This is a genomic window from Ornithinibacillus massiliensis (assembly GCF_018310345.1).
GTDB lineage: Bacteria > Bacillota > Bacilli > Bacillales > Amphibacillaceae > Ornithinibacillus > Ornithinibacillus massiliensis.
Genome location: NZ_JAGXBY010000002.1, coordinates 243,008 through 265,550, shown reverse-complemented (window position 1 = coordinate 265,550; position 22,543 = coordinate 243,008). Strand labels below are relative to the sequence as shown.

23 protein-coding genes are annotated in these 22,543 nt (G+C 37.9%); 6 read left to right on the top strand and 17 right to left on the bottom strand.

Annotated elements, in window-relative coordinates:
- Positions 1-546: an NUDIX domain-containing protein gene (locus tag KGF86_RS05475; protein ID WP_211741326.1), complete on the bottom strand. Its 546-nt coding sequence runs from the start codon at positions 544-546 to the stop codon at positions 1-3.
- 125 nt (positions 547-671) lie between these two features.
- On the opposite strand from KGF86_RS05475, the gene KGF86_RS05470 reads away from it, so the two are divergent.
- Entirely contained in the window at positions 672-1,583 is a 912-nt protein-coding gene (locus tag KGF86_RS05470) for an aldo/keto reductase (protein WP_211741325.1), read from the top strand.
- A 261-nt stretch (positions 1,584-1,844) separates the two neighbouring features.
- Here the strand turns inward: KGF86_RS05470 and KGF86_RS05465 are convergent, their stop codons facing one another.
- The 4 genes from KGF86_RS05465 to KGF86_RS05450 form a co-directional block, all read right to left on the bottom strand.
- Positions 1,845-2,387, bottom strand: coding sequence for a GNAT family N-acetyltransferase (locus tag KGF86_RS05465; RefSeq protein ID WP_186869844.1), 543 nt, complete (start codon positions 2,385-2,387; stop codon positions 1,845-1,847).
- A gap of 241 nt (positions 2,388-2,628) precedes the next feature.
- Positions 2,629-2,949, bottom strand: coding sequence for an iron-sulfur cluster biosynthesis family protein (locus KGF86_RS05460; protein WP_211741324.1), 321 nt, complete (start codon positions 2,947-2,949; stop codon positions 2,629-2,631).
- A gap of 19 nt (positions 2,950-2,968) precedes the next feature.
- Positions 2,969-3,763, bottom strand: a complete 795-nt coding sequence (locus KGF86_RS05455) for an SDR family NAD(P)-dependent oxidoreductase (protein WP_211741323.1) — start codon at positions 3,761-3,763, stop codon at positions 2,969-2,971.
- Entirely contained in the window at positions 3,753-4,712 is a 960-nt protein-coding gene (locus KGF86_RS05450) for an MBL fold metallo-hydrolase (RefSeq protein WP_211741322.1), read from the bottom strand. The genes KGF86_RS05455 and KGF86_RS05450 overlap by 11 nt, the downstream gene beginning before the upstream one ends.
- A gap of 194 nt (positions 4,713-4,906) precedes the next feature.
- On the opposite strand from KGF86_RS05450, the gene KGF86_RS05445 reads away from it, so the two are divergent.
- Genes KGF86_RS05445 through KGF86_RS05430 form a run of 4 tightly spaced genes read left to right on the top strand, consistent with a single transcriptional unit; the run spans position 4,907 to position 9,005 of the window.
- Positions 4,907-5,653: a glycerophosphodiester phosphodiesterase gene (locus KGF86_RS05445; RefSeq protein ID WP_211741321.1), complete on the top strand. Its 747-nt coding sequence runs from the start codon at positions 4,907-4,909 to the stop codon at positions 5,651-5,653.
- A 15-nt stretch (positions 5,654-5,668) separates the two neighbouring features.
- Positions 5,669-6,685, top strand: a complete 1,017-nt coding sequence (namA, locus tag KGF86_RS05440; RefSeq protein WP_211741320.1) for an NADPH dehydrogenase NamA — start codon at positions 5,669-5,671, stop codon at positions 6,683-6,685.
- Positions 6,686-6,698: 13 nt separating this feature from the next.
- Entirely contained in the window at positions 6,699-7,622 is a 924-nt protein-coding gene (gene rnz / locus KGF86_RS05435) for a ribonuclease Z (RefSeq protein ID WP_211741319.1), read from the top strand.
- Between the two features lie 15 nt (positions 7,623-7,637).
- Positions 7,638-9,005 (top strand): aldehyde dehydrogenase, encoded by a 1,368-nt coding sequence (locus tag KGF86_RS05430; protein WP_211741318.1) that lies wholly within the window; start codon positions 7,638-7,640, stop codon positions 9,003-9,005.
- 515 nt (positions 9,006-9,520) lie between these two features.
- Here the strand turns inward: KGF86_RS05430 and KGF86_RS05425 are convergent.
- The 7 genes from KGF86_RS05425 to KGF86_RS05395 form a co-directional block, all read right to left on the bottom strand.
- The gene (locus KGF86_RS05425; protein WP_211741317.1) at positions 9,521-10,228 is read right to left on the bottom strand and encodes a DNA alkylation repair protein; all 708 of its coding nucleotides are present in this window, start codon (positions 10,226-10,228) and stop codon (positions 9,521-9,523) included.
- A 76-nt stretch (positions 10,229-10,304) separates the two neighbouring features.
- On the bottom strand, positions 10,305-10,676 hold the full coding sequence (locus tag KGF86_RS05420; RefSeq protein ID WP_211741316.1) for an iron chaperone: 372 nt from the start codon (positions 10,674-10,676) through the stop codon (positions 10,305-10,307).
- Positions 10,677-10,727: 51 nt separating this feature from the next.
- Positions 10,728-11,963, bottom strand: coding sequence for a DNA polymerase IV (locus KGF86_RS05415; RefSeq protein WP_211741315.1), 1,236 nt, complete (start codon positions 11,961-11,963; stop codon positions 10,728-10,730).
- Positions 11,964-12,124: 161 nt separating this feature from the next.
- Positions 12,125-13,243, bottom strand: a complete 1,119-nt coding sequence (locus KGF86_RS05410; RefSeq protein ID WP_211741314.1) for a M20/M25/M40 family metallo-hydrolase — start codon at positions 13,241-13,243, stop codon at positions 12,125-12,127.
- A gap of 18 nt (positions 13,244-13,261) precedes the next feature.
- Positions 13,262-14,815, bottom strand: coding sequence for an acyl-CoA carboxylase subunit beta (locus tag KGF86_RS05405; protein ID WP_211741585.1), 1,554 nt, complete (start codon positions 14,813-14,815; stop codon positions 13,262-13,264).
- Positions 14,815-15,633, bottom strand: coding sequence for a methylmalonyl-CoA epimerase (gene mce / locus KGF86_RS05400; RefSeq protein WP_211741313.1), 819 nt, complete (start codon positions 15,631-15,633; stop codon positions 14,815-14,817). The genes KGF86_RS05405 and mce overlap by 1 nt, the downstream gene beginning before the upstream one ends.
- Positions 15,634-15,657: 24 nt before the next feature.
- The gene (locus tag KGF86_RS05395; RefSeq protein ID WP_211741312.1) at positions 15,658-17,310 is read right to left on the bottom strand and encodes an acyl-CoA mutase large subunit family protein; all 1,653 of its coding nucleotides are present in this window, start codon (positions 17,308-17,310) and stop codon (positions 15,658-15,660) included.
- Between the two features lie 163 nt (positions 17,311-17,473).
- Between KGF86_RS05395 and prli42 the strand changes: the two genes are divergently transcribed.
- Positions 17,474-17,617, top strand: a complete 144-nt coding sequence (gene prli42, locus KGF86_RS05390; protein ID WP_186869858.1) for a stressosome-associated protein Prli42 — start codon at positions 17,474-17,476, stop codon at positions 17,615-17,617.
- Between the two features lie 46 nt (positions 17,618-17,663).
- Here prli42 and KGF86_RS05385 read toward each other — a convergent pair whose 3' ends face one another.
- From KGF86_RS05385 to KGF86_RS05365, 5 genes are all read right to left on the bottom strand, one after another.
- The gene (locus KGF86_RS05385; RefSeq protein ID WP_211741311.1) at positions 17,664-18,644 is read right to left on the bottom strand and encodes an aromatic acid exporter family protein; all 981 of its coding nucleotides are present in this window, start codon (positions 18,642-18,644) and stop codon (positions 17,664-17,666) included.
- 69 nt (positions 18,645-18,713) lie between these two features.
- Entirely contained in the window at positions 18,714-19,145 is a 432-nt protein-coding gene (locus KGF86_RS05380; protein WP_186869860.1) for a BrxA/BrxB family bacilliredoxin, read from the bottom strand.
- Positions 19,146-19,232: 87 nt separating this feature from the next.
- On the bottom strand, positions 19,233-20,513 hold the full coding sequence (locus tag KGF86_RS05375) for a dihydrolipoamide acetyltransferase family protein (protein ID WP_186869861.1): 1,281 nt from the start codon (positions 20,511-20,513) through the stop codon (positions 19,233-19,235).
- Positions 20,514-20,528: 15 nt separating this feature from the next.
- A complete protein-coding gene (locus KGF86_RS05370) occupies positions 20,529-21,512 on the bottom strand; it encodes an alpha-ketoacid dehydrogenase subunit beta (RefSeq protein WP_186869862.1) in 984 nt (327 codons plus the stop codon).
- A gap of 12 nt (positions 21,513-21,524) precedes the next feature.
- Positions 21,525-22,520: a thiamine pyrophosphate-dependent dehydrogenase E1 component subunit alpha gene (locus KGF86_RS05365; protein ID WP_186869863.1), complete on the bottom strand. Its 996-nt coding sequence runs from the start codon at positions 22,518-22,520 to the stop codon at positions 21,525-21,527.
- Positions 22,521-22,543 lie beyond the last annotated feature (23 nt).

Sequence of the window (22,543 nt, the reverse complement as noted above, 5' to 3'; positions counted from 1 at the left end):
TTATAACAACTCCTGAGTATCTAGGTAAAGTATGGCATAATTCGTTTTTGCATCATGGATTCGTTGTTCTTCTACTAACTTTTTCGCTTCCTCAAGTGTAACCTCTAGAACTTCTACAAACTCATCTTCATCTAAAGCTTTAGGAACTGTTAATTTCTCTAAATCTTTAGCTAGATAAATATGCATTAGTTCATTAGCAAATCCTGGCGAAGTATAGAAGGAGGTTACTTTTGTTAGATGACTGGTAGTGTAGCCTGTTTCCTCTTCTAATTCTCGCACTGCGGTTATTTCTGGCACTTCACCAGGCTCAAGTTTTCCAGCAGGGATTTCAATTATCGATTTTTCTAATGGCTTACGATATTGTTCAACAAGAACAATTTTATTATCCTTTGTAATCGGTATAACCGATACAGCACCTGGATGCTTAATTAATTCTCTCTTTGCTTGTTGGCCATTTGGTAATCGTACATCATCTACTTGTAATTTCAAAACTTTTCCATCATAGATTGTTTCCGAATTTATCGTCTTTTCTTCAAATTTCTTCATTACGTTCATCCTTTAATCATAATGATTCCATTTTAGCATAAGGATTCTTGCAAGTTAATAATCAAAGCTTTAGAACTTGGCATTTGCCTTTCATTTGAAATATGATAAAGAAAGGAGGGAGTACTATGAAGAAAAATAAATTAGGAAAATCAGACATTGAAATATCAGCATTGACACTTGGATGTATGTCACTTGGTACCGATAGAACGAAAGCAAAAGCTATTATTGACTATGCCTTAGACAACGGGATCAACCACCTTGATACCTCTGACTTATATGACTTTGGATTGAACGAGGAGATAGTTGGGGAAGCAATAAAACATAAGCGTGACAAAGTAATTGTTACAACAAAGGTAGGCAATCGTTTCACTCCTGGTCAGGAAGGTTGGTACTGGGATCCATCTAAAGCCTACATAGTAGCAGAGGTTAAAGAAAGCTTACGACGCCTTAAAACAGACTATATCGATTTCTATATGCTTCACGGTGGAACATTAGATGATCCAATTGATCAAACAATCGAAGCGTTTGAACAATTGAAGCAAGAGGGACTGATTCGCGCATATGGAATCTCCTCCATTCGACCAAATGTTATTAGGGAATATGTCCAAAAATCTTCCATCGATGGTGTCATGACGCAATACAGCCTTTTAGACAGAAGACCAGAAGAAAAAACGTTAGATTTGCTATACGAGCATAACATTAGTGTATTAGCAAGAGGGCCACTTGCTAAAGGAATGTTAAGTAATCAAGCGAAAACAGTGATTAACAATAAAGGAGAAAAGGGATATTTAGATTATACACAAGACGAGTTACAAAACATCTATCAAGAACTAAGCGCTATCTCAGATAATCTAAATGATCTTGCATTACGTTATGTGTTAAAACATCCTGTAGTATCAACTGCCGTATTTGGTGCTAGCTCCATTCAACAAATAGAGGAAAATTTAACAATCCAGTCAGCTAACCCTCTTGATGAGGATGTTTATCAAAAGCTTAAAACGATTACGAGAAGCAATATGTATGACAACCATAGATGATTGTGTAATATAGGAAACCAAAGCTCCTTAGTAAAAAAACGAACTTACTTTGTATAATCCTTTTACGAGGATTTCTAAAAGTAGTTCGTTTTTGTACTTTATGACCACTTTAACCAAAACTACCAGTAATATACCAATTATCAACTTGTGAGTCGGATTAGATTGATGTGGCTGGTCCCTTCTCCATTAAACCCTTTGGCTCTAGGAGTCTATTTCACTATACTTTATGTCTTTCATTCGTCAGTTTTCATTACGTTCGGTTTACTTATTTATAATGCCATAATAGACTAAATCAACATATCGATTTTCTTTTCTTACATGCTCCTTTAACATGCCCTCTTTTTCCATACCTATCTTTTCCATCACTCTACCTGAAGCTGGATTCGTACTGAAGAAGCGGGCAAATACTTTATGAAGTTGCTTCTCTTTAAAGGCGAATTCTATCATGGCTTCTGCTGCCTCTGTAGCATAGCCATTTCCCCAATATTCTTCCCCTATCCAATAAGCTAGCTCACCATGATGAAAGCTAGGACTATTCGATAAGGCGATTGCACCGAATAATTCTCCTGTCTTCCGGTCTGTTATAGCAAATTCATAAGCTTTATCAGCTAGAAAATTTTCTAAATGACGCTCCATCCAAACTAAGGCATGATCCCTTTCATAGGGAAAAGGTAGATACATCGTGTTCTTGTAGATCTCGTAATTATTACATAATTTAGCAACAGTATCCGCATCAGATTCTTGGAACAACCTTAGCAGAAGTCGTTTCGTTGTAATGGTTTTGACTTGATCATTGTAAGTCATACGTTTTCCCTCCTGTGTAACCCAAGCTCAATTTAAAACTAACGTTATACATAATCATCTATAAGTGATAAGTAAGTGATGTATATTTATTCGATTATCGATATGTATATATTACCATAATTTACAAGTATAGAAACTATCAGAAAAAATAGACCTCCCTATTATTTTAGTTGTGTAGACAAGAAAAAATCGTGCAAGCAATCCAAGAAAGGATTACAGCACGACTGGGATACATACTTATTTAATTTACAACACTTGTTGTAGAAATAAACGGATTCAAAATACCTTCCGGACTAGATAATCGAAAAGTTCCATTTACATAGTCTAGTTTCATCTCTTCAGCAAAAAAGACTGCCTGCATGCTGTTTATAATGGTAGGAAAGGTATCGTTTTCTACTTCCTGATGTGTTTCTTCTTTCTGCGACACGAACCGAAACGTAGGCATACCATTTACGCCACAGCCCAAGCCTTCTGTATCATAACGTAATAAGATATATGTCACGTTATTTATATTTAATTCATTAAGCTTATGTTGGGCATTCTCTGTAATCGTAAGTTTCATTTATTTCTCCTCTATTGTGCTATTTTTTATTAAACTGTTTTTTTAGTACTTTTTCCATAATACCAGGAAAGACCTGATAAAATCTACTACCTAGATCCATCCAGAGTGGCATATTAATTTCACGTTTACTTGTGAATAGATGTTGGGTGATCTTCATCGCCACTTTTTCCGGATCTAACATATACTTATTTACATTTTCTTGATAACTCCCCTCCGGATCTGCTAAAGAGAAGAAATTCGTTCTAACTGGACCAAGATTAACCGTTGTAACGGCTATATTGTGTGCGACCATTTCCTGCCTTAAAGCATTGGTAAAACCGATTATAGCATGCTTGGTAGACGCATATACAGCTGATTTAGGTGTAGATATTTTTCCAGCTTGTGATGCAATATTTACGATATGACCGGCATTATTAGCCTTAAAATGCGGTAGAAATAGCTTAGTCATTCGAATGACAGCAAGAACGTTTACTTGAAACATTAGCTCAATATCTTGCCATTTCGTTTCATCCACATAGTGAAACAGACCTACCCCAGCATTATTGATGAGTGCATCTATCGTTTCATGTTCTCTAATCACTTGAACAACTACTTCATCCACTTCCTCTAGATTAGTTAAGTCAACCTTATAATAATACCCTTTCACCTGGTATTCTTCTTTTAATTGTTCTTGAAGTTGCCGTAACTTATCCAAAGACCGAGCAAGCATAATAGGTGTTCCACCGCTGGCAGCAATTTTCCTAACAAGCATTTCACCAATTCCACTTGATGCTCCTGTCACGACAAACTTTTTTCCTTGAAAGCTAGTTTGCATGATAAATGATAACCCCGTCTTCCATTGTTGTTGTTACTAATCCCCGGTTCTCTAGGTAATCCAATTGACCAATTGTCTCAGACATCGTTAGATCAATTTGTGATTCAATTTGTCTCGGAAATATTTGCTCACAAAGCTGAAAAGCTGTTTTAGAATATTCTTTTAACAGACTGAGTACTTTGTTAGCACGATTCTCTTGTTTAGCATAGACACGGGAGATTACCTCTTCTACGTCGGTAAAGATCTTACCATGCCCAGGCAATACTACGTTAATATCTAGACTTAAGCATTTCTCTAAATTATCTCGATACTGTAACAGTGGCTTAGGACGTTCTGTTTCACCTTCTGATGGTGGTTCCATTATTGGATTAGGGCTAATATGATGTAGCAGATGATCACCGCCAATAAAGGTACCATCATCACGTAGAAAAGAAAGATGACTTTGTGCATGCCCTTTTGTCTCAACCACACGAAACTCTGGATAACCCGGTAACAAATCCCCTTCCTCTATTACTGTTGTTAAGATACCTTTTCCTGCCCAAACTAATTGTTTTCGTAGTTTATCGATATGAGAACGAAAACGGCTTGGTACCCCATTTGCATCAAAATATTCGTAATAAAATGCTTCAAAACGACTAAAATAATCTTCATCACGGGCTAGCCATGGTTCTACATTCTTGTCTCCAACAATATTCGTTACCCGATCAAAGCGATCTATTAAACCAGTATGGTCAGGATGATGATGTGTTAAAATAATTTGTTCAATATCGTTAGGCTTATAGCCAATTTCTTTCAGCTGTTCAACTAAAGCGTTCCAGGCTGCTTCTGTCCGGACACCAGCATCGACTAAAGAGAGTGTGTCACCCTTTAATAAATATACATGTGTATCCCCAACTGCAAATGGAGTTGGAACGGTCATTTGTTGGATTAATTTTTTTGCTACTTTCATATTCAAAGCCCCTTCACTCTAGTAAACTCTATGTACTGAATAGTCGTTCATTCCTTTATATTTATTCTACAGCTAAAAAGGAAAGAAGTCACTTATCTAAACTGAGATTATATATTGGAATCCAATCCCACAATTTGTTTATTGGTTGACTTTACCTTTCATTTAAAACAAAATCAAATTAGAGGTGATGTAATGTGACGACTAAAATAATTGCCCACCGAGGTGCAAGTAAGCTTGCGCCAGAAAACACCATGTATGCTTTTGAGCTTGCATACAATTTAGGTGCAGAAGGAATCGAAACAGATGTACAATTAACAAAAGATAATATACCAGTATTAATTCATGATGAGACCGTAAGACGAACGACTAATAGTAGTGGTTATGTTAAAGATTTCACTTTTGAAGAACTATCTAAATTAGACGCTGGTTCATGGTTCTCCCCCGATTTTCGAGGAGCTAGAATTATTCGCTTAGAAGACTTCCTTACATGGATTAAACCAAAGGACTTATACGTAAATATTGAATTGAAAAATAACAAAATTGACTATAGTAATTTGGAACAGATAGTTTATAACCAGTTAAAGGAACATCGTTTATTGGAACGGACAACTTTATCAACATTCAATCCGAATAGTGTAAAACGATTAGCTAGCCATCAGGGTGAAGTGGAAATAGCATTCCTTACCTCAAAGCGAAATGCGAACTTAGTCGAATATGCCAAAGCATTAGGTGCCAATGCACTACATATTAAATATCGTTTAGTACATCCATTACTAATTAGCCAAGCTCATGAACAGAACATGCCTGTTCGTGTGTATACCGTAAACAAATACTCGCATATGATGCAATGTTTTGAAAAAGGGTGTGACGGTATCTTTACCGATGTCCCATATAAAGCACTTACGTTTAGAAAAGTATTCCAATTTAAGAAACAATTATAAATGGAGGTTATATTCATGACTAAATTATTTACTCCTATTACTTATAAAAATATGACAATAAAAAATAGAATCGTTATGTCTCCGATGTGTATGTACTCCTGTGAAGACGAGGATGGCAAACTAACACCTTTCCATCTAACACATTACATTTCTCGAGCAGTCGGTCAAATTGGATTGATCATGTTAGAGGCTAGTGCTGTAGAACCTGCTGGGAGAATTACTGCGAAGGATCTCGGAATTTGGGATGATGCGCATGTTAGTGGTTTAAGAGAGCTCGTTCACGAATTACATCGTTACGGCTCTAAGGCAGGAATTCAACTAGCACATGCTGGACGCAAAGCAGAGGATGAAGAGATTAGTTACGCACCATCTCCACTTCGCTTCAATGAAAGATACCAAGAGCCATCTGAATTGGATCGCCAAGGAATTAACAGAATTATAAAAGCTTTTGGCGAAGCAGCAAGAAGAGCAAAAGAAGCCGAATTTGATATGGTGGAAATCCATGCAGCTCACGGATATCTAATCAATGAATTTCTCTCACCAATAGCCAATCAGCGAACAGATGAGTATGGTGGTAGTAAAGAAAATCGTTTCCGTTTCCTTCAAGAGGTGGTAGAGGCAGTATCTAAGGAATTCACTGGTCCAATATTTGTCCGTATTTCTACAGATGAATATCACCAGGAGGGAAATACATTAGAAGATTTCTTGTATTATGCAACGCAATTAAAAGAATTAGGAATTGACTTAATTGATTGTAGCTCAGGTGGTGTTGTACCTGCAAAAATTAATACATACCCAGGCTATCAAATAAAACGGTGTGAAACGATCAAACATACGGTTGGAATTCCAACTGGAGCAGTTGGTCTCATTACAACAGGTATTCAAGCAGAAGAAATTCTACAAAATAATCGAGCAGACCTTATTTTCATTGGGAGATCCCTACTCAATAACCCATATTGGGCTAAAGAAGCTGCAGATGAACTCAACTACGAACTAGAAGCACCGAAGCAGTATGCACGAGGTTGGAAATAAGGAGGCCAAATTTATGGAGTTACTATTTTTAGGTACAGGAGCTGGTGTACCCTCCAAGGAGCGAAATGTAACGGCCATCGCATTAATGCTACTTCAAGAAATAAATAGTATTTGGTTGTTTGATTGTGGTGAAGCGACCCAACACCAAATCCTACACACTTCAATTAAACCAAGAAAAGTAAACAAAATATTTATTACCCATTTGCATGGGGATCATATATTTGGATTACCAGGATTCCTGAGTTCCAGGTCCTTTCAAGGCGGAGAAGATGAATTAATTATTTATGGGCCAAAAGGCATTGAAGAATATGTACGAACTAGCTTGGAACTAAGTGGATCTCATTTAACCTATCCACTTTCTTTCGTAGAATTAAGTGAAGGTATAATAGTAGAAGAGGAAGGATTTATCGTATCCTGCAAGAAATTAGACCATGGTATACCAAGCTATGGATTTAGAATAGAAGAAATTAATAAGCCAGGAGAACTTCAAGTAGAAAAGCTTAAATCTGATGGTATTAACCCTGGTCCGGTTTATAGTCTTATCAAAGAGAACGAAACGACTACACTAGAGGATGGTCGGATGATACACAGAAAAGACTATATCGGACCTGACAAACCCGGAAGACATATTGTCATTCTTGGGGATACAAGATCAACTGAATTAAATCAGGACTTTGTTCAAGCAGCAGATTTATTAGTACATGAAGCAACCTTCGACAAAGAAAGCTATGAGTTAGCACATAACTATTACCATTCTACCACTGCCCAAGCAGCGGATCTCGCTAAAGCTGGTAAGGTAAAAAAATTAGTCCTAACACATGTATCCTCCAGATACCAAAAACAGGATTTGGATCAACTACTTGATGAAGCACGAGCAATATTTCCAAATACAGAAATAGCACATGACTTTTTCAAATTATCTGTTCCATCCCACTAGAAGGAGTGGTATTTGATGAACATCCAACAATTGGTTGAAAACCAACGTAACTTTTTCTTAAATGAACATACACTAGATTATCGCTTTCGAATCGATCAACTACGAAAATTACGTTATATGCTGGAAAAGTACGAAAAGAATATTTACCAAGCTTTAAGGCAGGATTTAAATAAATCAACTTTCGAAACCTTTACAACAGAGCTTGGTTTTTTATATAACGAAATAAAACATCTGGAAAAAAACTTAAAAGAGTGGATGAAAGATGAACCAGTGGACGCCCCTCTTACCCATAAAGGAACGAAAAGCTATATTCGCAAAGAACCATATGGAGTTACTTTAGTTATCTCCCCTTGGAACTATCCGTTACATTTGGCGATTGCACCTGCTATCGGAGCAATTGCTGCAGGAAATACAGTTATTATTAAGCCGTCAGAATATAGTCCATCCACTTCATCTTTACTCGCTAAAATGGTCAAAGAAACATTTGATCCTAGCTTTTTAACAGTAGTAGAAGGTGCAAAAGAAACTAGTGAAGCGTTATTAAATCAACGCTTAGATTATATATTCTTTACTGGCAGTACTCCCGTAGGCAAAATCGTCATGCGTAAAGCTAGTGAATATTTAACTCCGGTAACATTAGAACTTGGTGGGAAAAGCCCTGTTATTGTAGATAGAGATGCCAATATATCGATAACGGCTAAGCGAATTGTATGGGGAAAATTTTTAAATGCCGGACAAACTTGTGTTGCTCCTGATTATATTTATGTTCACTGTAAAATGAAAGATAAGCTTATCAAAGAAATGAAAAAGCAAATAAAGAAGCTATATAAGAAGGATGCACTAACGAATAAAGATTATGTTCGAATTGTTAATGAAAAACACTTCCATCGCTTGTCAGCCTACCTTTCAAATGGTGTAATAGCCTATGGTGGGAATACAGACAATGAGCAATTAAAGATTGAGCCAACCATATTAGATCAGATCACTTGGGAGGATCCTGTCATGCAGGATGAGATTTTTGGCCCAATTTTACCGATTCTTACGTTTGAAACATTAGATGATGCGATCGCCGATTTAAAGCGTCGAGAAAAGCCTTTAGCACTTTATTACTTTGGTGAAAAAGAGAGTAATCAAGAAAAAGTGATGACAAGTTTATCATTTGGCGGAGGTTGTATTAACGATACACTATATCACCTAGCAAATCCTAACCTGCCTTTTGGTGGAGTTGGCAGCAGTGGTATTGGTAGCTATCATGGGAAATATAGTTTTCATACGTTTTCTCATCAAAAAAGTATCCTGAAACAAACAACTAAAATGGATATACCACTTCGTTATCCTGGTGGTAAGCTTGCGTTTTCATTAATTAAGAAAATATTAAAGTAACCGAGTAATCGTTTTTATATCTCCAGTGAATGTTGGCTGAGACAAAAAAATTTATCTTAAAGTAAAAACCGAATGATGAGCAATGACCTCGCTCCGGGAATATACTTGCGGTTGCTTCAAGTACAAGGGCGACATCTGCTCGAATAGATCATCGCAGTGTCTTCTTTACACTTTATCACAGTATAAGTGCGACATCTGCTCGAAAGAACCTCGCAGTGTCTTCTTTACACTTTATCACAGTATAAGCGCGACATCTGCTCGAAAGAACCTCGCAGTGTCTTCTTTACACTTTATCACAGTATAAGCGCGACATCTGCTCGAAAGAACCTCGCAGTGTCTTCTTTACCGCCGGGCGGCTGGTGAGCCTCCTTGTGCTAAGCACTTCAGGTTCTCAACCTTGCCCTATCCTGCTGCAGGAGTCTACGTATATTTCCGGAGCTAGCATCGTGTATCATTCGGTTTACATTTAATTCTATTAGTTATGTGCCAACGCCTTCTTCTGTATCAGGTATGGACTAGCATCTTACATATTTACGCTTAAAACCTAGTGAACCTCTGTCTAAATCCTTCTGAATCTTTTCGGAAGCATGTAAGATAGTACTTTTCTTCTTGTCCTTTTTCATTTCGACTGGCCCAATTCTCTTTGCCACTTCAACTGCCTTCTCGTGAAGGGGCACATACGAAATTGCAACGGTGTAGATAAAATTATTCATGGAAGACTTCGTACGTTCTGGTGCTTCATGAATTGTCTTCATCACTTGGTCCAACATACTGGAAAGCTTGTCCGAATTAAATTCATCATCTGGGCGACTACCTAATAACCAACAATAACAGCTCCAGCCTGCTGACATCTTAAGCTCCTCACCACTAGCAATCCATTTATCAGCTACTTCTTGAGCAATATCCGTTTCAGATAACGTTACAGCTACAACATAATCGGAAATCATATAAAAATATGCACTCTCCATCCAACGATTAAAGTCTTCCTCCGTCATCACTTGTGGGTCTGCGATAATACCAGCAAAATACATAGCATCATAGTTTCCTGTTGCATATAATTCCTCTGCCAATTGTTGATTCTTCTTAATTTTTCTAGCAATTGGTTTCATTGCACCAGTCGCTACACCAAATAATGGTTCATGTGCGCCATTACTTAAGTATCTTTTTTTCGTTCGCTCCGTACCAAGTGATTCTAATTCTTCCATTACTGTTTTTAAATCCATGGCTTAACTTCCTTCCTATAAAATTCTTCTTCAATTAAATCGACCCAACTATCCGCTATTCAAGCAAATACTACTTCTATTTACGCCAAAAAGTAGTACAGTCCGCTTTATCCAATATATTAAATGTAATCATTTTCTCAAGTAATACGTAGTTAAAGGGATTATCCCAGTTGAAGCGTACCAGTTCCTTCGTATGCTCTAAGCCTGCCTCCTCTATTTCATTTGCAAAGTGAATCATCCCTGCTCTTTCCGGTGCAACTGCTAGATGGTGTTTAGCCGCACTAAAACCAATAATATAGGTGCCATGATCAGTAAACATAGGTTGATTCCACTTCACTACTGGCATTAAATTGGGAAACGTCTTTATCACCCAATTCAAAACCTCATCCATTCTTGCTCGATGTTCCAAATTATCGATGCGTCTTAAACATTCATCAAAAATTTCCATCTTATTTTTCCTCCCATCTACCTAGCTATTAATATAAATGCAGTATAACGTTTATTTTCTATAATCATCCAGAAAGTCTTTTTGAAAGCTAGTTTTAGGTTGTTGATTCACTTCCTCCTTCACCTCAACGAAGGGGTTTTTACCAAACTTTTGTGTTAATTTATCGATAGCATCGTACAGCTTTTCTTTTTCAGCATCCTTCTTATACGTAAACAAATCCAATTGTTGAGCAATATTTTGTTTTTCTTCTATATCCTGAACAGTTACGCCAAGTAAGCGAATTGGTTCTAAATTCCAATGAAGGTCAAAAAGTTCAAAAGCTACCTTTAAAATATCCTCCTTCTTTTCAATATAATTCGGAAGCTTTTTACTTCTAGTAATAGTACTTCGGTCATGATAGCGAATGGTTAACTGGACAGATCGACCTGCTGCATGCTTCCGTTTCATTCTACTCTCTACATTTTGGGCCAGTGCCGTTAGTAAGCTTCGGATTTCGTTAGCATCGGTTGTATCCACCGGCAATGTCTCGGAGCTACCAATACTTTTAAATTCATTAACTGCATCCGGATCGACTGGCCTCAAGTCAATACCATTCGCACGATTCTTTAACCGTTCACCATTAATACCCAATAACTGTTTCAATTGATAAACATCCGCTTCAGCCAAGTCACCAATGGTATGAATATCCATTGTGTTTAATTTTTCCGCTGTCTTTTTCCCTACTCCATACATTTCACCGACTGGTAATGGCCATAGCATCATAGGAATATCTCGTTTTCTTAGGATTGTAATTCCCATTGGCTTCTTCATATCCGATGCCATTTTTGCTAAGAATTTATTCGGAGCAATACCAATACTACACGGCAGATCGAGCTCTCTTTTTATTTTGTGCTGTAATTCCTCAGCTAATTGTAGCGTATTAGAAGGTGATGTGGCGTCCGTTACATCCATATACCCTTCATCAATTGATACGGGTTCTACAAAAGGCGTTATAGAATTTAGTATTTTAAATATTTCACTTGAGGCGTAGCGATACCGTTCAAAATTAGGGCGGAGGATAATTAATTCCGGGCATAATTTTCTTGCTTGCCAAATTGGCATCGTTGTCTTAACCCCTTTAGCCCTAGCTTCATAATTGCTTGTAATAATAATCCCTTTTCGCTCCTCTGGATTTCCAGCTACTGCTAATGGTTTTCCTTTATATGCTGGATGATAGGCCGTCTCCACCGAAGCATAAAAGCTATTCATGTCCAAATGAAAAATAATCCGTGCCTTATTCGCTTTCATATCACTTTACACCTTTCCGAACGGTTGTTTCTACTTTTATTATATCACAAAAACAAAAAAGCCCTTTATACTAGTAGAAAGGGTTAATTGGATTTAAAGAAAAAAACATTAAAGATGCCAATAAAGGTATCTTTAATGTTCATGGAAAAATATAAGATGAATTAATTAGCAACTTCTTCAATGATTGCAGCTACTAATTCCGTTACTTTTACTAATTCCTCAACTGGTATACGCTCATTTGTCGTATGAATTTCTTCATATCCTACTGCTAAATTGACAGTCGGGATGCCAAATCCTGCAATAACGTTCGCATCACTTCCACCACCGCTCTTCAGTAGCTGACTTTCTCTACCAATCGATGCGGCTGCCTTTCTAGCAACTTCAACAACTTCATCTCCAGCCTGTTGTTTGAATCCGGGATACATTACCTTAATATCCACAATTGCTTCTCCGCCCATTTCTTTAGCGGTTGTTTCATAAGCTTCCTTCATGGCCTTCACTTGAGCTTCCATTTTTTCCGGCACTAGGGAACGCGCTTCTGCTAGGATTTCCACATGATCCACTACGATGTTTGTTTGCTTTCCGCCTTCAAATCGACCAATATTTGCTGTCGTTTCTTCATCAATTCTTCCTAATGGCATTTTAGCAATAGCTTTAGCAGCAATGGTAATAGCAGAAACTCCTTTTTCCGGTGCAACACCAGCATGGGCTGTTTTGCCTTTAATAATGGTATTAATTTTTGCTTGCGTTGGCGCAGCAACGATAATATCCCCAACTTTTCCATTACTATCTAATGCATATCCAAACTTCGCATGAATCATGGATGAATCTAGTGCTTTGGCACCGACTAATCCAGACTCTTCTCCCACCGTAATCACAAATTGCACATCACCATGTTGGATATTGTTCTCTTTTAGTACACGAATTGCTTCAAGCATGGCACTAAGTCCCGCTTTATCGTCTGAACCAAGAATCGTTGTACCGTCTGATACAATATATCCATCCTGAATAGATGGTTTAATACCTTTACCCGGTACTACGGTATCCATATGGGAAGTGAAATAAATCGGGTCAACCCCATCCTTATTCCCTTTTAATGTACAAATAAGGTTATTCGCACCATGACCTGTCTTTTCTTTTGCCTCGTCTTCTAGTACTTCCAACCCTAGTTCGCTAAACTTCTTTTTCAAAACCTCTGCAATTTCAGCTTCAAAGCCTGTCTCTGAATCTACTTGAACTAGCTCCATAAATTCACTAACTAATCTGTCCTTATTGACCATGTTGTTAACCTCCTAAAATTAAAGAGGGATATTCCCATGTTTTTTGCTTGGGCGATCCTCTTTTTTATATTGTAACATTTCTAACCCTTGAATAAGCTTTATCCGAGTTTCCCTAGGGTCGATAACATCATCGACCATGCCTAGCTTTGCCGCAATATATGGATTTGCGAACTTTTCTCGATATGTATTAATCTTTTCTTGACGTGTTTTTTCAGGGTCTGTACTTGCCGCAATCTCTTTAGCAAAGATAATATTTGCTGCACCTTCTGGTCCCATAACTGCAATTTCTGCATTTGGCCATGCATAAACTAAATCTGCACCAATTGATTTACTATTCAATGCTACATAGGCACCACCATAAGCTTTTCTTACAATAACAGTTAGCTTAGGTACTGTAGCTTCAGAATATGCATATAAGATTTTAGCTCCATGTCGTATGATACCACCATGTTCCTGTTTTATGCCAGGAAAGAAACCTGTCACATCTTCAAATGTAATAATTGGGATATTAAAACAATCACAAAAGCGAATAAATCGTGCTGCTTTATCACTTGAATCAATATCGAGTCCACCTGCCAAATGTTTCGGTTGATTACAAACTAATCCAACTGTTTGACCATGTACTCTCGCAAAACCTACTACAATATTTTTAGCAAATTCTGCATGAATTTCATAAAAGCTATCCTCATCCACTACTTGTTCAATAACTCGTTTTATATCATATGGTCGTGTAGAATCAAATGGAACAATATCAACTAATCCTGGTCGATAATTTTGTAGGGCATCTTCTGTTACGGTCCTTACTGGTGGTTTATCATTATTATTGTTCGGTAAATACGATAGCAATTTCTTCACATGATTTAATGCATCTGTCTCATTTTCTGCTTGGAAATGGGCATTGCCACTTTTACTATTATGAATATGTGCTCCACCTAAATCTTCAGAGGAAATTTTTTCTCCTGTTACCGTTTCAATAACTTTCGGCCCCGTAATAAACATTTGTGAGGTCTTCTCGACCATTATCACAAAATCCGTTATAGCTGGTGAATATACCGCACCACCTGCACTTGGTCCCATAATAACGGAAATCTGTGGTATATAGCCGGAATAAATGGCATTGCGGTAAAATACTTGACCATACCCATCTAGTGAGGATACCCCCTCTTGAATTCTAGCACCACCAGAGTCATTTAATCCAATAAATGGAACACCATTCTTTGCCGCAAGATCCATAACGGCAGCGATTTTCTTTCCATGCATTTCACCTAAAGCCCCACCATAGAGAGTAAAATCTTGTGCAAATAAATAGACTGGACGGCCATCGATTTTTCCATACCCAGTGATAACACCGTCCCCCATTCCACTGGACCCATTCATTTCAAAATCAGTTCCACGAGATTCAATAAACGTATTTAATTCAACGAAACTCCCGTCATCTAATAAGTAATCAATTCGTTCCCTAGCAGTCCATTTCCCTTTAGCATGCTGGTTTTCAATCCGTTCATCCCCACCACCTAATTCTGCCATTCTTCGTTTATCATAGAGCTCATTAATCCGATCAAACATATCCATCATGCTTCTTCTCCCCCTGCTTCTTCACATAGTTCAAACAGTACGCCATGTGCTGATTTAGGATGTAAGAAAGCGATTTGTGATTGATGACTGCCTTGTTTCGGTTCTGCATTAATTAATTGAACACCATTCTTAGACAAGCTGTTAATCCTTGCCTGAATATCATCCACATCTAAGGCGATATGATGGATGCCTTCTCCTTTTTTTTCAATAAATTTATGAATAGCAGAGGATTCCTCTAAAGGTTGTAGTAATTCAAAACGACTCTCCCCAATTTTAAGGAAGGCTACTTTTACTCCCTCAGACGCTACCTCTTCCATTCCCTCTAGTTCTAACCCTAATGTCTTCGTATAAAATGGTAGCACCTGATCGATTGATCTAACGGCAATACCAATATGGGATATTCTGTTAGAAATACTACCTTCCTGTACTCCTACGAGTTGATTAATATAATCTGCTAACGCTTCAATCGTAGAACCACTTGTAAAAATTTCCTTTACCCCTTTTTCTTTAAGGAATGGAATATCCTCTGAAGGAATGACACCACCACCAATTACTGGAATATCTTCAGCACCTAACGCTTTTAATTCCTCAATTACTTTTGGAAAAAGGGTACGATGTGCACCTGATAAGGAAGATAATCCTACTACATCAACATCTTCCTGAATTGCCGCTTTGGCTATTTGAGCTGGTGATTGTCTTAAGCCAGTATAGATTACTTCCATTCCATGATCTCTTAACCCTTGAGCGATTATTAATGCACCTCGATCATGTCCATCAAGACCAGGTTTTGCTATTAATACTCTTATCTTTGCCATACTATGTTCTCCTCCCCTTTTGTATTAGATGCTACCGTATTCTCCAAACTCTTGACGGAGTACATTACATATTTCTCCAACAGACGCATAAGCTTTTACGGCATTTAATATATATGGCATTAAATTCTCATCGGCTTGACTTGCTGCCCATTTCAGTTGTTTTAATGTACTTTCTACCATTTCACTATCACGTTTTTCCTTTATCGACTGGAGCTTAGCCTTCTGCTCCCGTTCTAATTCTTCATCTACCTTTAATAATTCTGGATTAACCTCTTCCTCGATTGTAAATTTGTTTAACCCAACAATTATTTCCTCATCCTTTTCAATTTTTCTTTGTGTTTCATAAGCTGTCCGATGAATTTCTCGTTGCATATAGCCTTCCTCTACAGCAGATACTGCTCCGCCAAGCTCGTTAATTCGCTTCAAGTAAATTTCTACCTCTGCTTCTATTTTATCTGTCAATGCCTCCAAGTAATATGAGCCACCTAACGGATCAATCGTGTCTGCAACGCCACTTTCATGGGCAATGATTTGTTGTGTTCGTAAAGCTATCCGTGCCGATTCCTCTGTTGGCAGAGCAAGAGCCTCATCACGAGAGTTTGTATGTAAACTTTGTGTACCACCAAGAACTGCTGCCAATGCTTGCAGAGTTACACGAACTATATTATTATCCGGCTGCTGGGCAGTTAAAGTAGAACCACCTGTTTGGGTATGAAAACGGAGCTTCCAACTCTTCGGATTTTTTGCTTGATAATGCTCTTTCATAATTTTAGCCCACACTCTTCTAGCTGCACGGAATTTCGCAATCTCTTCAAAGAAATTATTATGGGCGTTAAAAAAGAATGCTAGTCTAGGAGCGAATGAATCCACATCCATCCCTGACTCGATAGCTGCATCTACATAAGCCATTCCATTAGCAATCGTAAAGGCCGCCTCTTGAACTGCTGTAGATCCCGCTTCTCGAATGTGATAGCCCGAGATACTAATCGTATTAAATTTTGGAACAAACTTCTGGCAGTATTCAAAGATATTGGTTATCAATCTCATGGACGGCTTTGGAGGAAATATATACGTTCCACGAGCAATATATTCTTTTAAAATATCATTTTGAATTGTCCCTGTTAATTTTTCCATAGGAACACCTTGTTTTTCTCCAACAGCAATATACATACAGAGCAAAATGGATGCAGGAGCATTAATCGTCATCGACGTACTAACTTGATCTAAAGGTATTTTCTCGAGTAGGTCTTCCATATCATAAAGGGTATCAATTGCCACTCCAACCTTTCCTACTTCCCCTTCAGCCATCGGATCGTCTGAATCATAACCAATTTGTGTTGGGAGATCGAAAGCTACAGATAATCCAGTCTGCCCTTGTTCCAATAAATATCGGAAGCGCTTATTTGTTTCTTTTGCCGATCCGAAACCAGCATATTGACGCATCGTCCAATATTTACTTCGATACATAGTCGGTTGTATTCCACGTGTATACGGGTATTCCCCTGGAAAACCTAGCTTATCCATATATGTACTATCTACTTCTGATGGGTAGTACAGCCTTTCTACTTCAATATCTGAACTAGTTAAAAAAGTTTCCTTCCGTTCAGGAAAGCGCTTTAATATTTCTGCAACCGAATCTTTCCACTTCTTTTGAACCTCTTTTTCATCGATATTCATACTTGTTCCCCCATTCTGTTAAACTCGAATCTTCCCATCTGTTCAAATAAGGAAAATATTAAGATAATTTATACTAAAAAAATAGGATTGAATTTATTACTTGTCCTATTACTATTTTAACGTTAAAATAAGTAGAGCATATGGATTGAAGGAGGGCTAACAAATGTCTGCAAACCAAACTACCAAACCTGTACCAAAACGAAAATCCAAACGCGAACGTCGTATGAAGCTAGCAGTATATATTATGATTATTGCCATGGTTGTTTCTACAATAACTTATGGTTTAGCTGTGTTTGTTGGTTTATAAAGGAATGGTAAGACTGGATTACAGATTCAAGTAATCACAGTCTTTTTTATTTTGCTACTTTTGGTTTCCTCCATAAGCTTACATCACTATCTTTATATCGCTTCTTGATGATAAGGTAACCCTCAATTTCATGTAATAATCGAAATAAATTTGCCCGTGTTTCAAATTCCTCTTGCGTTGTTGGTAAATCCTCGTTATGAAACTCATCACGTAATTCCTTCAATTGCTCGAGAAATACAATGGCCGTATTCTCAGGATGAACAGAATCAGCTAATCCCTCGAAGAAATCTGCAATTTTTAATGATATTTCATCGCGATTCGGTAGTTTTGTCACTAAAGGAAGCATCCTTCTAAGTAAATCTAATTGCTTATTACGCATGTAAAAATAGTCATAATAAGTATGCTGGGATCGTAACAAGTGATTTTCCCTATCAATTTCAACTAATCGAGTCGCTTGTTCGAGTAATTCCTCTGATTGTCTTATTTCTTTGCCATCCCATACAGTATTATTATCCCTTAAATATAGAGCGATTTCGGTTAGTACCATCCGAAAGTTATGCTCCAATTTCATTTGAATTTGCTTTAATTTTTGGTCGTATCCAGGCATATATAAGTTTATTAATAGACCTGTTCCTATCCCTACCAAGATGATAATAAATTGTTGAAGCAATAGTGAAACGGGAATACCGTTAGTACTATAAAGATTGAGGATAATGACGGAACTGGTTATAATCCCTGGAGTAACTTTTAACCATACTGTAACCGGAATAAATACCATAAGCATCAATCCTAAAACAACCGGATGATAGCCAATAAACTCAAAAAACAAATACGAAAGTATACTTGCAACAATACAGGCTAATAATCGATGCCACGCACTAATAACGGACTGTTTACGTGAGGGCTTAATTGTCAAAATCGTTAGTATCCCAGCTGAAGTGAAATTGGTCAGTCCTAACGCTTGTGCTATAACGATTGAGATAGGTGTGCCTATTGCTGTTTTAATAGTTCTATACCCGATTTTCACCCATTTTTCTCCTTTTAACAAGAAATAAGACTGACCTTATGGTATAGGACAGCCTTATTTGGTTCTTTCTTATACTTCTTCACAATGTTTGTCAAACATCTCTTGAAGCTTCGTCATTACTTCCATTGCACTGTGGCCTTCAATGTCATGACGCTCAAGCATCGTTACAATTTTTCCATCTTTCAAAAATGCAAAAGAAGGTGATGAAGGCGGATAGCCTTCGAAATATGTACGAGCTTTCTCTGTAGCTTCACGATCTTGTCCAGCAAACACTGTTACTAAATGATCAGGACGTTTATCATAATGAATCGCATTAGCAGCAGCTGGACGAGCTACACCACCAGCACAACCACAGGTTGAGTTAATCATGACAAGTGTTGTACCCTCACGATTCAGTGCAGCATCTACATCTTCAGGTGTTCTTAGCTCCTCATATCCTGCTTCTGTTATATCTTTACGTGCAGCATCAACGATATCATTCATAAATAAATTAAAATCCATACAAGCCACCCCTTTATGTTAAGTTTCTTCTTTCCTAACATATAGGTTATCAATTTTGCAACTAAAATTCAATTTATAAAACTTGATCTAATACACTTGAACGGTATTTTCATTCATATTTTCCAGTGTTTCTTTTACATAGGCTAAAAATTGACCACAAATCAATCCATCTAAAATTCGGTGATCCAGTGATAAACATAGATTTACCATATCTCGAGCAGCAAACATGTTATTAATGATAACCGGTTTTTTCACAATCGATTCAACTTGTAAAATGGCAGCCTGGGGATGATTAATTACTCCCATAGACTGTACAGAGCCAAAGGAACCAGTATTGTTAACTGTAAATGTACCACCTTTCATGTCACCAGCAGTTAGTTTATTGGTACGCGCCTTTTGAGCTAATTCATTTATTTCTCTTGCTATCCCTTTTATACTCTTTTCATCCGCATGCTTAATAACTGGTACAAATAACTCTTGATCTTTCGCAACCGCGATTGATAGATTTATATCCTTACGTTGAATGATTTTATCCCCTGCCCATGTACTGTTTAACTGTGGGAATTTTTTCAAGCCTTGTGCGACCGCTTTTACAAAGAATGCAAAGTAAGTTAAATTATAACCCTCATTTTGTTTGAATTCAGATTTAATTTTATTTCGGTAACTAACTAGATCGGTAACATCTACTTCCACCATCATCCAGGCATGTGGTATTTCCGTTTTGGAGCGTACCATATTTTGCGCAATGACCTTACGTACTCCTGTTACAGGGATTTCAATATCCCCAACCTGGCTAGTAGGTTGTGAGACAGGTGGAACAGAAGCAGTGGATTGCGGTTGTGCTTCCTCTTTTTCTTTTGGAGCTTGTGTATTCACCGATTCGCTCACTGGTGCACTAGGAATATCACCTGTAGCGATAATCTTTTCGATATCTTTACGCGTGATTCTTCCACCACGACCAGTTCCTGTCACGAGCTCTAAATCTATATTGTTCTCTTGTGCCATACGGAGTACAGCTGGAGAATAACGTTTTTTCATAGATTGGTCTAAAGCGACCTCCGTTGTCGAGGTAGAGGCTTCCTTCGTTACGTCCTTCTCAGCTTCATTGGATTCATTAGCTGCACCAGCTTCTGTTTCGATATAGCAAATTAGTTCTCCAACAGCGACCGTTTCTCCCTCACCTGTAACGATTTCTTTGATTGTTCCAGTAAAGGAAGAAGGCACCTCTGCATTGACTTTATCTGTCATGACCTCAGCAATAGGATCATACTTGTTAATATGATCTCCTTCTTTAACAAGCCAAGAGCTTATGGTTCCTTCTGTAACACTCTCCCCTAATTGGGGCATCGTAATTTTTTCCAGTGCCATCGTTTTCCCTCCTAGTTAAAATTCAGCTAATTCACGAATTGCTTTTTCGATTTTATCAGGATTCATCATAAAGAATTTTTCCATTGTAGGTGCATATGGCATGGCAGGTACATCAGGTCCAGCAAGTCTTTGAATAGGAGCATCTAGGTCAAACAAACAATTTTCTGCAATGATTGCTGCAACTTCCCCAATAATACTACCTTCTTTATTGTCCTCTGTGACTAATAGAACCTTTCCAGTCTTTTTGGCAGCTTCAATAATGGCTTCCTTATCCAATGGATAGATTGTACGTAAATCTAAAATATGAGCATCAATACCTTCTTCTGCTAACTTTTCAGCAGCTTGTAAGGCAAAGTGAACACATAATCCGTATGTAATGATGGTAATATCGGATCCTTCACGTTTCACATCCGCTTTACCTATTGGTAATACATAATCATCTTCTGGCACTTCACCTTTTAGTAAACGATAAGCACGTTTATGCTCAAAGAATAATACTGGGTCATTATCCCTAATTGCTGCTTTTAATAAACCTTTTACATCATAAGGTGTGGAAGGCATCACGATTTTTAATCCAGGTTGGTTAGCAAAAACAGCCTCAACCGATTGTGAATGATATAAAGCACCATGAACTCCACCGCCATAGGGTGCTCGAATGACAATTGGACAGTTCCAATCATTATTTGAACGATAACGAATTCTGGCTGCTTCTGAAATAATTTGGTTAACCGCAGGCATGATAAAATCTGCAAACTGCATCTCAGCAACTGGGCGCATTCCGTACATTGCTGCACCGATACCGACACCGGCAATAGCGGATTCTGCTAGTGGTGTATCTAGAACACGGTATTCACCGAACTCATCATATAATCCTTCTGTAGCCTTAAAAACGCCACCTTTTTTCCCAACGTCTTCCCCTAATACAAAAACCTTTTCATCACGTTGCATTTCTTCTCTTAAAGCAGTAGTAACAGCTTGTATATAAGACATGACTGGCATGGTTATCCCTCCCTACTTTTCTTCGTAAACATATTTTAATGCATCTTCTGGTGCAGCATACGGAGCATTCTCAGCATAGTCCGTTGCTTCATTGACAATTGAGTTGATTTCATTTGTCATATCTTTTTCTACTTCGTCCGTTAACACACCAACATCTTTTAGATACTGGGAAAATGTGAATATAGAATCAAGTTTTTTCGCTTCTTCTACTTCTTCACGACCACGATATGCACGGTCATCATCATCACTTGAGTGAGCAGTCAATCGATAAGATACTGCCTCAATCAGTGTTGGACCTTCACCACTAATTGCACGGTCACGAGCTTCTTTTACTACTTTATATACTTCTAATGGATCGTTTCCATCAACAGTGTAGCCTGGCATACCATAACCAATGGCTCTGTCCGATACCTTTTGGTTTCCTAGTTGTTTTTCCGCAGGTACGGAAATGGCATATTTATTATTTTCAACCATTGTAATTACTGGTAATTTATGAACTCCTGCAAAGTTCAACCCTTCATGGAAATCTCCCTGGTTAGACGAACCTTCACCTAATGTGACAAACGAAACAAATTGCTTCTCTTCCATTCTTGCAGCAAGCGCAACACCAACGGCATGTGGCAATTGCGTTGTAACAGGAGATGAACCCGTTAGAATTCGATTTTTCTTCTGACCAAAGTGACTTGGCATCTGTCTTCCACCAGAGTTTGGATCTTCTGCTTTGGCGAAGGCGGACAACATTAATTCTTTTGCTGTCATACCAAAAGCAAGTACAACTCCTAGATCACGATAATAAGGTGCTATATAATCTTCTTGACGATTTAAAGCAAACGCAGCTCCAATCTGTGCTGCCTCCTGACCTTGGCAAGAAATAACGAAAGGAATCTTCCCAGCACGATTCAATAACCACATTCTCTCATCTAGTTTCCTAGCAAGAAGCATTGTTTTGTACATTTCTAAAACTTGATCATTTGTTAGCCCAAGTTCTTCATGACGATTTTTTGCCATTTTTTAAGTCCCTCCCTTAACTA

Coding starts and splice junctions, on each gene's coding strand:
- KGF86_RS05475 (WP_211741326.1), bottom strand. CDS start 546: ATGAAGAAATTTGAAGAAAAGACGATAAATTCGGAAACAATCTATGAT.
- KGF86_RS05470 (WP_211741325.1), top strand. CDS start 672: ATGAAGAAAAATAAATTAGGAAAATCAGACATTGAAATATCAGCATTG.
- KGF86_RS05465 (WP_186869844.1), bottom strand. CDS start 2,387: ATGACTTACAATGATCAAGTCAAAACCATTACAACGAAACGACTTCTG.
- KGF86_RS05460 (WP_211741324.1), bottom strand. CDS start 2,949: ATGAAACTTACGATTACAGAGAATGCCCAACATAAGCTTAATGAATTA.
- KGF86_RS05455 (WP_211741323.1), bottom strand. CDS start 3,763: ATGCAAACTAGCTTTCAAGGAAAAAAGTTTGTCGTGACAGGAGCATCA.
- KGF86_RS05450 (WP_211741322.1), bottom strand. CDS start 4,712: ATGAAAGTAGCAAAAAAATTAATCCAACAAATGACCGTTCCAACTCCA.
- namA (WP_211741320.1), top strand. CDS start 5,669: ATGACTAAATTATTTACTCCTATTACTTATAAAAATATGACAATAAAA.
- rnz (WP_211741319.1), top strand. CDS start 6,699: ATGGAGTTACTATTTTTAGGTACAGGAGCTGGTGTACCCTCCAAGGAG.
- KGF86_RS05430 (WP_211741318.1), top strand. CDS start 7,638: ATGAACATCCAACAATTGGTTGAAAACCAACGTAACTTTTTCTTAAAT.
- KGF86_RS05425 (WP_211741317.1), bottom strand. CDS start 10,228: ATGGATTTAAAAACAGTAATGGAAGAATTAGAATCACTTGGTACGGAG.
- KGF86_RS05420 (WP_211741316.1), bottom strand. CDS start 10,676: ATGGAAATTTTTGATGAATGTTTAAGACGCATCGATAATTTGGAACAT.
- KGF86_RS05415 (WP_211741315.1), bottom strand. CDS start 11,963: ATGAAAGCGAATAAGGCACGGATTATTTTTCATTTGGACATGAATAGC.
- KGF86_RS05410 (WP_211741314.1), bottom strand. CDS start 13,243: ATGGTCAATAAGGACAGATTAGTTAGTGAATTTATGGAGCTAGTTCAA.
- KGF86_RS05405 (WP_211741585.1), bottom strand. CDS start 14,815: ATGGATATGTTTGATCGGATTAATGAGCTCTATGATAAACGAAGAATG.
- mce (WP_211741313.1), bottom strand. CDS start 15,633: ATGGCAAAGATAAGAGTATTAATAGCAAAACCTGGTCTTGATGGACAT.
- KGF86_RS05395 (WP_211741312.1), bottom strand. CDS start 17,310: ATGAATATCGATGAAAAAGAGGTTCAAAAGAAGTGGAAAGATTCGGTT.
- prli42 (WP_186869858.1), top strand. CDS start 17,474: ATGTCTGCAAACCAAACTACCAAACCTGTACCAAAACGAAAATCCAAA.
- KGF86_RS05380 (WP_186869860.1), bottom strand. CDS start 19,145: ATGGATTTTAATTTATTTATGAATGATATCGTTGATGCTGCACGTAAA.
- KGF86_RS05375 (WP_186869861.1), bottom strand. CDS start 20,513: ATGGCACTGGAAAAAATTACGATGCCCCAATTAGGGGAGAGTGTTACA.
- KGF86_RS05370 (WP_186869862.1), bottom strand. CDS start 21,512: ATGCCAGTCATGTCTTATATACAAGCTGTTACTACTGCTTTAAGAGAA.
- KGF86_RS05365 (WP_186869863.1), bottom strand. CDS start 22,520: ATGGCAAAAAATCGTCATGAAGAACTTGGGCTAACAAATGATCAAGTT.